This is a genomic window from Pseudomonas sp. E45-MNA-CIBAN-0222, assembly GCF_040310405.1.
Lineage (GTDB): Bacteria > Pseudomonadota > Gammaproteobacteria > Pseudomonadales > Pseudomonadaceae > Stutzerimonas > Stutzerimonas stutzeri_AC.
Genome location: NZ_JBEOPU010000009.1, coordinates 212,340 through 226,094 on the forward strand (window position 1 = coordinate 212,340; position 13,755 = coordinate 226,094).

The 13,755-nt window shown below is 50.1% G+C and carries 11 protein-coding genes; all 11 read right to left on the reverse strand.

What is annotated here, in order from left to right; translation table 11 throughout:
• Positions 1–3: 3 nt before the first annotated feature.
• Positions 4–939: a UDP-glucose 4-epimerase family protein gene (locus AAEZ08_RS15345; RefSeq protein ID WP_500124654.1), complete on the reverse strand. Its 936-nt coding sequence runs from the start codon at positions 937–939 to the stop codon at positions 4–6.
• A gap of 10 nt (positions 940–949) precedes the next feature.
• Positions 950–2,077 (reverse strand): non-hydrolyzing UDP-N-acetylglucosamine 2-epimerase, encoded by a 1,128-nt coding sequence (gene wecB / locus AAEZ08_RS15350; protein WP_500124655.1) that lies wholly within the window; start codon positions 2,075–2,077, stop codon positions 950–952.
• Complete coding sequence (locus AAEZ08_RS15355; RefSeq protein WP_500124656.1) at positions 2,070–3,080, reverse strand: polysaccharide biosynthesis protein; 1,011 nt, start codon at positions 3,078–3,080, stop codon at positions 2,070–2,072. Before AAEZ08_RS15355 ends, wecB begins: the two co-directional genes overlap by 8 nt.
• Before the next feature lie 32 nt (positions 3,081–3,112).
• On the reverse strand, positions 3,113–3,970 hold the full coding sequence (locus AAEZ08_RS15360; RefSeq protein ID WP_500124657.1) for a dTDP-4-dehydrorhamnose reductase family protein: 858 nt from the start codon (positions 3,968–3,970) through the stop codon (positions 3,113–3,115).
• Between the two features lie 6 nt (positions 3,971–3,976).
• A complete protein-coding gene (locus AAEZ08_RS15365; protein ID WP_500124658.1) occupies positions 3,977–5,212 on the reverse strand; it encodes a glycosyltransferase family 4 protein in 1,236 nt (411 codons plus the stop codon).
• A gap of 199 nt (positions 5,213–5,411) precedes the next feature.
• Positions 5,412–6,470, reverse strand: coding sequence for a glycosyltransferase family 4 protein (locus AAEZ08_RS15370; RefSeq protein ID WP_500124659.1), 1,059 nt, complete (start codon positions 6,468–6,470; stop codon positions 5,412–5,414).
• A 54-nt stretch (positions 6,471–6,524) separates the two neighbouring features.
• The gene (locus tag AAEZ08_RS15375; protein WP_500124660.1) at positions 6,525–7,421 is read right to left on the reverse strand and encodes a glycosyltransferase; all 897 of its coding nucleotides are present in this window, start codon (positions 7,419–7,421) and stop codon (positions 6,525–6,527) included.
• Positions 7,422–7,490: 69 nt separating this feature from the next.
• Positions 7,491–8,639 (reverse strand): O-antigen ligase family protein, encoded by a 1,149-nt coding sequence (locus AAEZ08_RS15380; protein ID WP_500124661.1) that lies wholly within the window; start codon positions 8,637–8,639, stop codon positions 7,491–7,493.
• Positions 8,640–8,641: 2 nt separating this feature from the next.
• Positions 8,642–10,105: a flippase gene (locus tag AAEZ08_RS15385; RefSeq protein ID WP_500124662.1), complete on the reverse strand. Its 1,464-nt coding sequence runs from the start codon at positions 10,103–10,105 to the stop codon at positions 8,642–8,644.
• A 190-nt stretch (positions 10,106–10,295) separates the two neighbouring features.
• A complete protein-coding gene (locus AAEZ08_RS15390) occupies positions 10,296–11,831 on the reverse strand; it encodes an MBL fold metallo-hydrolase RNA specificity domain-containing protein (protein ID WP_500124663.1) in 1,536 nt (511 codons plus the stop codon).
• Positions 11,832–11,962: 131 nt separating this feature from the next.
• Positions 11,963–13,243 carry a Wzz/FepE/Etk N-terminal domain-containing protein gene (locus tag AAEZ08_RS15395; protein WP_500124664.1) on the reverse strand — a complete coding sequence of 427 codons (1,281 nt, stop codon included), beginning with the start codon at positions 13,241–13,243 and terminating at the stop codon, positions 11,963–11,965.
• Between the last annotated feature and the right edge of the window lie 512 nt (positions 13,244–13,755).

Sequence of the window (13,755 nt, forward strand, 5' to 3'; positions counted from 1 at the left end):
AGATCAATTGGAACGCTCGAAGCAGCGCTTGAGCCCTTCTTCCACCGTATAGGGCGGCTTCCAGTCCAGCAATTCGCAGGTCTTGCTGATATCCACCTGCAACGAGCCGAGCAACCGTTGGGCCATGGCCCTTTTGCCTAACAAGGTAGCCCCGAATTGCAGCATGCCAGCCGGGACGGGAATCAACCGCGCAGGCTTGCCCATCGCCCTACCCACGCCACGCAGTAACTCGGTAGTGGATAGATCCTCACCGTCTCCCGCGAGAAAAACCTGGTTGGCGGCGGCGGGATGATCGATGCAACGGATGATCAGATCGACCAGATTGTCGATACCAACTAGAGAACGCTTGTTGTGGATAGCGCCAAGGGGGAGAGGAAAACCTTTTTCGATCCATCGAACCAAGCTGCCGAAGTTACCGGGTGCGCCGGAACCATAGACCAGCGGTGGACGAATAATCACCACTTCGATACCGGTTTCGGCAACCAATTGCATCAGGCCTTGCTCTGCCTCCCCCTTGGACTGAGCATAAGGCTCTGCAGGGCTCGGCGGGTCGTCTGCGCAAAAAGGTCGAGTATTGAAGTTACCGTTTACACCAATCGAGCTGATAAAAATGAAACGCCTCACCCCAGCCCCAACCGCCTGACGCGCCAGATTCAGCGTGCCTTCCACATTGACACGGCGGTACTCAGCTAAAGGGTCGGCTACTTCGTCTTTCATGATATGAGCCCGCGCGGCGGCATGAACTACCACCTGCTGACCTGCCAGCGCCGAGGACCAGTCGGTATCAGCGTAGAATTCGCCTACCACATGGGTCGTCGAGCACAACGAAGGCTTCTGAGAACGAAGCGCGACAGCCAAAGACATGTCCTTCCGTCGGTTCAATACTCTAACGAGTGCGCTCCCCAAAAATCCCGTAGCACCTGTCAGCAAGATATTCATATTTAGCGACTCAGCTTTTGCGCCAGACAGTACGGTTGATGTAGTCGGTGTAGCTCAACACCACTCGTACAACCTGCAGCGACACCGGCCCTCCCTGATAGTCCGGAACCAGAGGAATCGCACGGCTACCGGCCTGATGCTGGCTGGTAATGACCCTGACCGCAGACAGCACTGAGTCCTTCTTCAGCCCGCTCATGATCAGCGTACCTTCATCCATACCTTCGGGACGCTCATGGGCATTGCGCAAGGTCACGGCAGGCAAGTTGAGCAGCGAAGCCTCCTCCGTGATGGTTCCGCTATCGGAAAGGACACAGAACGCCGACATCTGCAGCTTGATGTAATCAAGCAGCCCAAACGGTTTGACGAAGCGAATCAACGGATGCTCCAGCGACTCGCCTAGCGCCTCCAGGCGCTTGCGTGTACGCGGATGGGTCGAGACGATTACCGGAAAGCCATACTCATTGACCAGAGCGCGCAGGGTAGCGAGCAGATCTCGAAGGTTGTCAGGAGTATCGACATTCTCCTCGCGATGCGCACTGACCACGAAGAACTTACCGGCCTGCAGCTGCTCACGCTCCAGCACGTCGGAGGCCTCGATCTTCGGCCTGTAGTAGTCGAGCACCTCGTGCATGTGAGAACCAGTCTTAATGATAGTCTCCGGACGAATACCCTCGGCAATCAGGTAACGACGGGCATGCTCGGTAAGCACCATATTGATGTCGGATAGATGGTCAAGCACCTTGCGGTTGAGCTCTTCCGGCACGCGCTGATCGAAACAACGGTTGCCAGCCTCCATGTGGAACACCGGAATCTTTCGCCGCTTGGCAGCGATTACCGCTAGGCAGGTGTTGGTGTCGCCGTAGAGCAGCAATGCATCGGGCTTCTCCAACTCGAACACCGAATCGGCCTTGGCGATAACTTCGGCGATAGTCTGCGCGGCGGTTTCGCCAGCGGCGCCGAGAAAATGATCCGGTTTGCGGATTTCTAAGTCGTCAAAAAAAACTTGGTTAAGCTCGTAATCGTAGTTCTGCCCAGAGTGTACTAGGACGTGGTTAACCTGGCGGTCCAGCTCAGCGATCACCCGGCTCATTTTGATCAGCTCCGGACGGGTGCCGACAAGCGTCATGACTTTAAGCATTGAGCTGGCCCTTGATGTAATCGAGCTTCAGTAGCAAATCTTTGATACCCGCAACATCCAGGCGCTTGGTATTGTGCGACGTGTAGTCATCAAGTTCGGAGATGTGCGTCTCCCCCTCGACGAAGTACTTTTTGTAATTGAGATCGCGGTTGTCCGCAGGAATGCGGTAATAACGTCCCATGTCTTCGGCCTTGGCCATCTCCTCACGGGAAATCAGTGACTCGTATAACTTTTCGCCGTGACGGGTACCAATCACTTTCACTGGATTGTCATAGGCAAACAATTCCTTGAGCGCCTGAGCGAGGTCCGCCACAGTCGATGCTGGTGCCTTTTGAACAAAAATATCTCCTTGCTCTGCATGCTCGAAGGCGTGAAGTACCAAGTCTACCGAATCCTCCAAAGACATTAGGAAGCGTGTCATGTTGGGATCGGTGACAGTGAGTGGTTCTCCACTTTTGAGTTGATTGACAAATAGAGGAATCACTGAGCCACGCGAAGCCATCACATTGCCATAGCGGGTCGCACAAATTACAGGGCCGCTCGTAGGAATAAGTCGAGATTTGGCGACCATCAACTTTTCGGACATTGCCTTCGAGATGCCCATAGCATTGATCGGGTAGACGGCCTTATCAGTCGAGAGCACAACCACGCGCGCTACACCAGTTGCGATGGCCGCATTGAGTACATTTTCAGTGCCGATAACATTGGTTTTAACTGCCTCCATCGGATAGAACTCACAGGACGGTACCTGTTTGAGGGCAGCTGCATGAAAAATATAATCGACGCCTGCCATAGCATTAGTCAAACTATTATAGTCCCGTACATCCCCAATAAAGAACTTGACCTTTGCACTGGCCAAGGCAATGCGCATATCCTCTTGCTTTTTCTCGTCGCGACTAAATACGCGAATCTCCTTGACATCGGTATCAAGGAAACGTTTCAGCACGGTATTACCGAAAGACCCAGTACCACCGGTGATCATCAGAATCTTGTCGTCAAACATTTTCTATTTCCAATCTAATAAAATGAGTGTACTCAGCGCTGATCGCGCATTTGTTCGAGCAATTCACGCCAAGTGGGCGGAGTGTAGCCGGTAGCGTTCTGAAAATTTGTAGAATCGAGAGAACGGTCTATTACCAAATTATCGTCTGGTTCGATCTTAATTTCCTTTCCATATACCTCAGCCGCCAGCTTGAGTAAGCTATACTTATCAATTGGTTTGACCGACACATGATATAAACCATGCAACTGTCGCGACGGTATCACGTAATCACGGATAACTCGAGCCAACTCGACGGTAGGTAACCCAGAAAAAATCGCCTTGCGATAGCCCTTGACGGAACCATTCTGAGATAGAAACCAGTCCAGCAGTGCATGGTTACTGCTTAGTTCATGGCCTATGATCGAGGTTCGAAGCGTGACTGCGTGGGGAAGGTCTCGTAACTCACCTATGTATTTCGACTTACCGTACAAATCCTCCGCATCGGATAGGTCTGATTCTACGTATAGCCCCTTACTACCAGAAAAGACACAATCGGTACTTACATGAATCAGCCGAGCCCCACCCAAAGCACATAACCGTGCTAAACGATGCGGCAGCAAAGCGTTGATCGGAAGTGCAACGAGTGGATCGTTCGCATCGGCAAGTTGCTTAATCAACCCTACACAATTGACCACTATATCGGGACGTACGCGCGTCAAGACCGTGGTCAGTGCATCGTGATCAAGCACATCAATACCAGAGAGGATGCATTTCTGGTGCTTCTCACTAAAATAAGACAGGCCCGCAGAGTTGCGAAGCGTACCCCATACCTCCAGCTCGGGAGAGGTACTTAACACTCTGAATACGTCATGCCCAAGCATGCCGGTAACACCCAGAACCAATGCTCGCATCGCTTACTACCTCTTTTTTATATTAGCTCTCAACGCTAGTATTTCAACCAGACGCTGAGCTTGACGGCCCATGTCGAAATTTTTATTAAAATAAAGCAGCCCTGCAGTTCCCATCTTATCGAGTTCCGCCTGGGTCAGGGATTTGAGAGTCAAAATACTATCTACTAACGCTCCCGCGTTGTCAGGTTGGCACGTAATACCTGCGCACGATTCTTCGATAATACGGGCGCCCTCTCCACGCAACGAAGCAATGATCGGCTTTCCTGCGGCAAGATACGCCTGTACTTTACTGGGAATGGTATAAGAAAAAATTTCTTCATCTTTTAGAGACACCAACAAGGCGGAGGAGTGTTCATAGATCTGCGGCATTGCCTCCATGGGGAAGCGGCCCGCAAGAACCAGGTTATCTAGCCCTAGGGAAGCCTTGCGCTCTCTTACCCAATCGAGGCGACTACCACTCCCTACCAAAACAAACTTTATTCCAAGCTGTGGGCGCAACAATTCGGCAGCCTCAACAATAGTCTCTATCGATTGAGCAACCCCAATGTTTCCGGCAAAAACCACGCAGAAAGCTGACTGCAGTTCTTTTAGAAGCTGCGGAGCGACTTCCGGCGCCTTATCTCTTTCGGTGGGAAACGCAATGGAGTTTGGGTAGTAAACAAGTTTGCTGCTGCAGGCATAACGGGCTACGGGTTCAAAAAAAGCGCGCGACTGCAACAACAATGTATCGCAACAGGCATAGATTCCTCGAACCATCCAACCCGCTAAACGAAGTGCCTGAGGGTTACGAACAAACCCTGTCGCAGCCAGACTCTCAGGCCAAAGATCTTGAATCCAGGCCGCCAGATGCGCGCGCTTGAGCCACTTTAGAGGAATGGCAGGAATCACCTGAGTAATTGGCGACATAGCGAACACCAGAATGCTATCGAACTTGCGCCCCCTTAGAAGCCACGGCAAGAGGAATAGTCCGGTGATAACAAAAGATAAATAGTTCAGAATTAGGTTCCTTGAACCACCCCGACCGCGGGGCCATAAAGGTACGCGTATCACCTCAACGTTATCAGAAAAGTATTCGCGCTGAACTCCCCAGACCTTATAGCCAGCGAAGACTTTCCCACTTGGATAATTCGGCTTAGCAGTTGCAACGGTAACATCATGCCCCAAATCACTGAGCTTTCTTACAAGATCATTTATTATGAAGGTTTCAGGCCAAAAGTATTGAGATAGGACTAACACCCGCATCCAAGCACCTTAAGTTGAGGAGGACTCATTATGAGCTTGCTTTACGCCACTGGCCGGCGAATGATAAATCGCCTTATAGAGCATACACAACGCATTAGTTGGTGCGCATTCACCGAATCATAAATTAAGCCGCTCTTACGCCCCGTAACTGACAGCATAATTGGTCATAACTTGCAAAGCCAAACAAGGAGGCAATCCTTTAGCCCAGACGATTCAATGCAAGGTTATAAATTTTCAAATAACGACTAGTCATTGCCTCGATAGAAAATTCTTGTACTGCCTTTAACTTAGCCGAATTACGCTTATCTAAACCGCCCTTCATCTGCCGCACCACTCTGCGCATATCTTCCATGTCGTCCAGTCTAAAAAACGAGACCTGTGTATCATCAAACATTTCGCGGAAAACCGGTATATCAGAACACATTATATTAGCCCCACATAACGAAGCTTCGACTAGTGCCAGACCAAATCCTTCGCTTCTTGACGGAATCACATATGCATCAAAAATATAATTATAGACATAAGCGCTAGGCAAAAAAGGAAAAAACAAACAGCGATCCACTACTCCAAGCTCCGCAGCGAGTGCAACAAGATTGCGCTTCTCCGGTCCGTCCCCAATGATAACAACCGCAACGCTCGGATCCGCTTCCGCGAAGCGTACAAGCTGTTCTAGCCCCTTCCCTTTAGTTTGATTACAATATGTGCCTAACACAAAGTAATCATTCTGTTTTAACTTATAAACGGCGGACACCAGCCTAGGATTAGGCGTAACATCGGTGTCAGCAACGGAGACACCATTATATACATATGAGATATCAGATTTTGGCAATAGAGCCTGATAATAGCCAACCGCTCCATCAGTCAAGCACACCAATTTATCAAACTTGCGCCAAGCAAATAACCAAATACGAGTAAATATTAAAGAGACAACTTTTCCGTAGTAATTTTCCAGCTCTTCGGCAACATAATTATGAATTGTAGATACGCAAGAAAAATTTTTAAAAAACTTATGAGCTGAAACATATAAATCAGGCCGAAGGTTATGCGAATGAACAATGTCATATTTCGAAAAGTCATGCCTACGGAAGAAGGCAATTTTGTAGGCACTGGATCCTTTTGGCACAGGACGATCAACCTTTTCGTCGAAATAAAGGACATCAACATGATGTCCGCGATCAATTAAACCAGAGACTATATTTAGAGCGACAGTAATTGTCGCAGAGCGACTCAGAGAAGGCAAAACCATAGCAATCCGCATAACTCCTCCGCAAAACAACCACCTATACACATGTGCAACATAAGCCAGTCGCCATCAACTACGGCTTGCATACCGCAGATACGATGTACAGGCCGAGAAAACTCTTCTCAGCGCATAGAGACTTAGCATAGTGCGTGGAGAAAACAACCCAGCCGTCATCAACCGTCGGAATCCTGTCGCTATGCGACCTGATCTAAAATGCAGACATGCCGAAAATAGATGAGCTGACGCAATAAATCTATCAGAGTTAATCCCCCCTTCATTAGCAGTAGCCGCAAGTGATTGAGCAACAACAATAGATTCTTCCGACTTTTCAAAGCTAGAAATAGCGTAAGTTTGGGAGGCTACATGCACTCGAAACGAGGAAAGAATTGTCGAGTGGTACATGAAGGAAGCCGCATTCGCCAATCTAAGCCAATATTCAAAGTCTGGAATTTGCCGTAAGTCAGTCCGCCACCCTCCAAAATCATTAAATAATGATCGGGAAAAAATCGCACCCGGCCCAATAGGGCAATAAAACTTTTCAAACATAGATTCTTTATCAAAAAATCTAGGATGAAAATCTTTGATTCTTTTGCCACGCCCATCAATTAATTGATAACCAGGAAAGACAACCACCTTACCCGGCATGCTTTCAGCATCAGCCACAAGATGCTCAATAGCACTATCATGCAAGAGATCATCAGCACTTAAATAAGAAAGATAATCGCCGGACGCCCTTTTCCAACCGTAGTTCAAGGCGTCCGATTGCCCACCGTTCGGCTTACTTAAGACCAATACGCTATCTGCAAACTCGCGGCAGACTTCAACCGTATTGTCAGTGGACCCATCATCAACAACAATGCATTCTATATTTCTATAAGACTGCGCAACAATCGAACGCAGAGTATCTTTAATATATTTCTCACCATTATATACCGGAACAACTATCGAGACCCGAGGATGATTCATATCACTCACACAAAGCAAATGTTATAGCGCCGAATTTACATGCATTTCATTTTGCAAAGTATAGAAACATTATGCGCCTTTATAAATAGAAAGGAGCCAAATCAAAAGAAAAGGTACAAAAAACATCTGGTCTTGCCAATAAAACAGGCCGATGAGCAAATTAAAAACCAACATCATATAGGCTGAATTTCTTTCTCGCGAAGAAAAATTAATAGTTACGTATCTAAAGGAGGCGAAATACACTAGAAACAAACAAGGCAATGCCAAAAATCCACCATCATATAGGACGGAGAGATAAAAATTATGGGGATCGCCAAGCTCACTTCGCGCTGAACCGAATCCATTACCCCATAAAATATTCATACCGGAAGAGAGATAAGCATCTAGCAAGGATAACCACATGCTATATCTTTCGATATAATTCTCGGGATTCTGGAATCGTTTCAAGATATCAGTTTGAAAGAAAGTTATTGCACTAATAAAGCCTACGAGAATTACAGCAAAAATCGGCAGATAGGTCTTGCGAAACTTATATTCGACAAGAAACCAGTAGCTCATTGCTATAAATAAAGATAACAGAGCAGATCGTGACCCCACAAGCAGTAGCGCTAGCGCCAACCATCCAAATATTATCGGCCGAAAACCGGTATAAGCTAGAGATAAAAGATATATAAACCCAAGCCCATAACTTAAAACATTCGGATCGGGCAGTAAACCTACGCCATCTACGTACCGGTAAACCAAAACACCATTATCGTACCCTGGGATAGTAACTCTTCCATACTCCGTCACTCCAATTGAGATATAAGATAAAACAAGCAGCGCAGAAATGAAAAATATTGCAATAACCCAAACACAACCATTAGCAAGCAATGGTTTTTCCGGTTTAGGCAACAGAAACAAAAGGATAACGACAACCGTCATGCTTCCAAAAATCAAATAGCGCTGCAGCAAAAAATCGACATTATTTGAAAAAGCGAAACCAGGAATCCAAGAAATTAGAAATATAATAAAAACCAGTGACATCTCTCTTGTTCTGAAAGAGATCTTGATTCTATTAATTAAAATTAAAAACACAGCTAAAGAAGTAAATAACAATAGTAAGTCTAAGACATTATTAAGCTTTATACGACCAATAATCACAATAGGGTAAAACCCTACTGCCGCCATCAACAACCACAAGACTAAGATATTTTTGATTGGAGTATAAACAATCATGACTAATTACCGACACCGCTAATCGGAGCCGAGCGATTAATATCCGTTTTACGCTCCTTCCACATGAGTACCGAGACAGCGCAGACCGTTAACCCAAAAAGCGTCATCCTAAGATAGATACTATCAACCAAAGCGATAGTGTAGGCTAAAATTGCTACCAAAATAAAAAAAGATGTTTTTTTGCTAAACAGCCCCCGACTCGCCCATCCTTGGTGGCACCAGCATGCTCCAAACATTAAACCTGAGTCAGCAATCATTCTTATTAACCAAGCTATTGCTGCCCCTGAAAGCCCGTACTTTTCAGTCATCCACCATACCAGCAGCAGAAAAAATGGAAACTGGAAACAATGGATAAGCGCAATAATCCGAGGTGCGTTTGCGCTTTGCATAAAAGTGAATGGGATATGAGCTAAACAGTTGATAAAAATTCCAACCGAAAATATTTTCAAAATAACTGTGCTTTGCTCAGAAAATTCTTCTCCAATCCATAGCCGAAGTATCTCTGAGGCAAAAATTGCAATAAAAGAGGTTAAAGGTAGCATTATTAAAAAAAGCCAAGTAACGGCTTTATTAAAAAGCAGCTTTGCGTGCCCATTCCTTAAAGATATATGCGCGGTGAAAGTTGGAAATAAGACAGCTGTAAGCGCTCCTGGTAATATCCAGAGCCTCAGGATCATCTCTTGGGGTGTCGTATAATAAGCCACAGCAGCCGCAGACAAAGTGCCGGCTATGATGAAACGATCAACATAGCCCATCAAAGGGCTTACTATATTGCTAAGAGTGAGCCAGCCGCCAGATACACATAGCGGTCGCAGGTGCGCTTTATGAACTGCTAGTCCTCCGTGCTCTACAGGGAGCACACGCCATGCATACCAGCCATGAATCGCGCAGGCGATGATGCGTCCTGCGGCTAATACTCCAGTAACAACATCCAGCCTTGTCGACCCATAAAGCACCACGACCACCGGACCGAGAAATGTCAATAGCCCCATAGGGAGTCGAATGGCATTAATAATACCGAAAGCGTGGCGTGCCTCCAGCACCCCTCTAAAGCCAGAAGTCAACACAATGGCAGGCATAGCCAGCGCCATCAGCAGCACTGAGTTAATTGCCTCATACTGATCCGGCACAGATTGAATAAAATCGATCCCCCAAAGAGAGGTTGATGCCATCAAGAGACCAGCTAAGAGACCTAAGCCAGTCATTAAAACCAACGCTGTGGACACTAGCGAACCAATACGTTTCTCATCTTTTTCCACCATCGCAACGGAAAGCTGCTGCGTCAGCGCCCTTCCGAGGCCAAGATCAAAAAGGCCAAAATAACTTACAACTGCCCATATCAAAGTCAACAACCCAAAACGAGCATCCCCCAACTCGCGGATAAGAATAGGTATGCAGAAGACTGCTACAACCAGTGGAAGGCCAAGCCCTATAAGATTATAAAGAGAGTGTTTAACAATTTTCATCGATTACTCTTTGTCCTGCGTTTGGCAGATTGTAGATGCGTCGGGAATACGTCTGCTCGGCGGGCCCACCGATTCGTCCGCAGCTGATCTGCGCACCGCTTGCAGCCCGATTGCTGCCTTGGCTTCGTTACAACAATGCTTAAAGCAAAGCTTGCCTTGATCGTAACCTCAACAATGGTAGGTAGTTTGCTCATATATGGAAAACGCCCTCACCAGCCGCATCACGTGCCCCGGCGACGATGATTCGCGCCTGGATCCTGTTGTGTTGCTTGTAACCTTCATGAAGCCGGGCGCCTAACGCTCCCTTCGCCCCCACATCCCCATGCACCACCCGTATCTCACTCGGCCACTGCTGCATCCCAGTCACAAAATCCACCAACCCTTTCTGATCCGCATGAGCAGAGTAGCCGCCGATACTGGTGATGCCAGCGCGGATATCGATGCGCTCGCCATCGAGGTCTACGTAGCCGCCTTTCGGGCCGTAGGTTTGGATGGCATGTCCCGGCGTGCCCTTGGCCTGGTAGCCGACGAATAGGACGTTGTGCCTTTTATCGCCGAGCATGGCTTTGAGGTAATTGACGATGCGGCCACCGCTGCACATGCCGCCACCGGCTATAACGATAGATGGGCGTGCGGTCTGGGTCAGATGGTTGACGATACGCTGGTGGTCGCTGTGGCTGTCTATGGTGATCAGTTGTTCGAAGGCCAGCGGGCAGCGGCCGGACTGGATGCGGTCGCGGGCTTCCTGATTCCAGAAGGGCTTTAGGCTTCGGTAGGTCTCGGTGAAGCGGCTGGCGAGGGGCGAGTCTAGGATGACTGGGATTTCGGGCCAGTTGGGTTCGGTGTTGGGATTGGCGTTATCGCTGCTCCCTTTTCCCCTCACCCCAGCCCTCTCCCCGGAGGGGAGAGGGGGTTGTACGGTGTTGGGGCTGGCCGCTTGGATGATCTCCTCAAGTTCGTAGAGCAGTTCTTGGGTGCGGCCGATGCTGAATGCGGGGATGAGGACGGTGCCGTGGTCTTCGAGGGCTTGCTCGATAACGGCTTCGAGCCGCTTTCGGCGGTTGGCACGGTCTTCATGGAGGCGGTCGCCGTAGGTGCTTTCCAGCACCAGGATGTCGGCGCGCTCCGGTGATTCCGGAGGAATTAGAAAGGGTGCGTGCGGCGCACCGAGATCGCCGGAGAAGACTACGCGTTTGCTCTGCCCCGTTTGCGGGTAGGTCAGATCGATTTCAACGTAGGCCGATCCGAGGATATGCCCAGCACGCTGCAGCCGTATGCGGGCTTGCAACTCATCGGTATCGGCCAAGGTGAACCATTGCTGGTACGGCAATGCAATGAGCCGCTGCTCGATGACGCGGATGTACTTTTCGATCTGTGCCTGGTCACGGCTGAAGCCCAGTTTGAAGGCATCCTCTAGGACGATCGGTAGAAGCTTTGCGGACGGCTCGCTGCATAGGATGGGGCCGTCGAAGCCTGCCGCGAGAAGATAGGGTATCCGCCCAACATGGTCGATGTGCACATGGGTGGCCACTAGCGCTTTTATGGTGTCTAGCGGAAATTCGATGGCGAGCCGATCCGCGCCGGGCTCGCTCGGGATCGATGCGTCGTTGCCCTGGAACAGCCCACAGTCAACCAACAGGCTGCTGGTGGCATTCATATGCAGTTGGTGGCAGGAGCCGGTAACGCCGTCCTTGGCGCCGTGATGTTCTATTTTTGGATAGCTCATGGTTATTCCTTTAACGATGTCACCCAAGATGCCCGCGACTAGCTAGTCACGGGCCCGCTGAAAAAATAAGCGGGGATTCTACCGAGTTTCAGAACTGCTGAGTTGCCAGCAGTATTCCGACGGACGGATGGTCAGATCGAGGCCACGGGACGGCGCAGGTTTCTCACCAGGGCGATGAATAACCCGAGCATACCGCCGAGTACCAGCGCGAGCGCAACGATCAATGCTTTCTTGGGTTTGATGGGCCGGCTCGGCTCTACGGCTGCTTGGTCGATAGAGACCAACTTGAGCGATTCGGTATCGAACTGCAGAGCGCGCAGTCGTGCGGCTTCCTCGCGCCAGGCGGCAAGGTTTTTCAGGAACAGGTCTTCGTTTTCGCGGCTGTTCAGCACTTCAATTTGGCGGTTGTGCTCGAGCAATTTGAGTTCACGGGCAATCTGCGCGATGCGCGGCTCGGTGAAGTCATCCGAGCGACGAGCCAACAGCGCTTTACGCTCGGCCTCCAGCGCATCGCTGCCCATGAAGTAGAGCGGTATTTGCTGGTTGTTGACTTCAGTGCGGATCACGCTGCCCTGCCCCGTGATTTCGGCGGCGCCAAGGGATGAAGGCGTAGTGGGTTTGCTGATACCCAACGAGGTTGCGATGCGGATCGCCTCGTTAAGCTGGTTGATACGGTTGTCACGGCGGGTTCTAAGCTGCTGACGCAACGCAGAAAGCTCGTCGTTCAGTTCGGCACGCTTGAGGGCGTCCGCTTCGCTCAGTTTGGCGATTTTGACTTCCTTGCTCGCCTCGTAGTTGGCGCGAGCGGCAGCCATGTTCTTTTCCAGCTGGCTGAGACGGTTACCGATCAGGGTGTCGAGATCGGCTGCTACTTCCTGACGAACGCTATTGAGCGAGTACTGCACGAAGCCGTTGACGATCTGAACGCCGTTGAGGTCTTGCGGGTAGGTCAGTTGAATGCCAACGAAGGGGGTGGTTCCTTCGGGCTTTTTCGCGTCAGGCTGCAGCAACTTGATCGCGTCGTCGTTAAAGGCTTCGAACGTTTGCTCCAGGCTACGGCCGGGCTGGGCCAGATCAGCGAAGAGTTGCTGATTGTCACGGAAGAAACCGAGGCGGTTCTCATAGGAATCAAGCGCAGCGCCAACTTGACCCAATGCTTGCTTCGGTGACAGCTTGTAGATCCCCAGGTGATTGAGCTCGTCCAGGTCTTTGATTGCGGCCGGGCGCAGTACGCTCTGAACGGTGTAATAGCGCGTTGCGGACATAGCGTAGGCAAGCCCAATGAGGCCAGCCAGGAAGGTCACTGCGATGATCAGCGTTTTTTGCTTCCATAGCGCGCCGACGAGCTGGACCAGATCAATCTCATCATGGGTAGCAGAATGAAGGTGTTGCGGAGGGACTACAGCGTTCACGTCGAATTCCGTCTCGTCGGTAAGGCAGCGTAGCGAAAGGCTGCGCCGGCACGATCTGAAAAAGATTGAAAAGTTCCGTCCAATCTTTAGCGGGTTGGCATTTTGCCACCTAGATCACAAAAAACAAGCGAGGCGTTGGGCGAAAAACGAGGCAAAACGCCGCGGCAGACGAGCGGTAACTAATAAAGAGCTTTGCGGCGGATGCTGGGCGTTGGGTTGCCATAGAGCGAGAGCATTCGCCCGAGGGCGGGCCTCCCACAGAAGTTGCCGGAGTGTATGCGGAGATTGCGTCGGAGATGAGCGTTGCGGCGGATGCTGGCCGTGGGGTTGCCAAAGAGCCAGAGCATTCGCCCCGAGGGCGGGCCTCCTACAGAAGCTGCCGGGGTGTATGCGGAGATTGCGTCGAAGAAGTGCGTTGCGGCGGATGCTGGGCGCGGGGTTGCCAAAGAGCCAGAGCATTCGCCCCGAGGGCGGGCCTCCTACAGAAGCTGCCGGGGTGTATGCGGAGATTG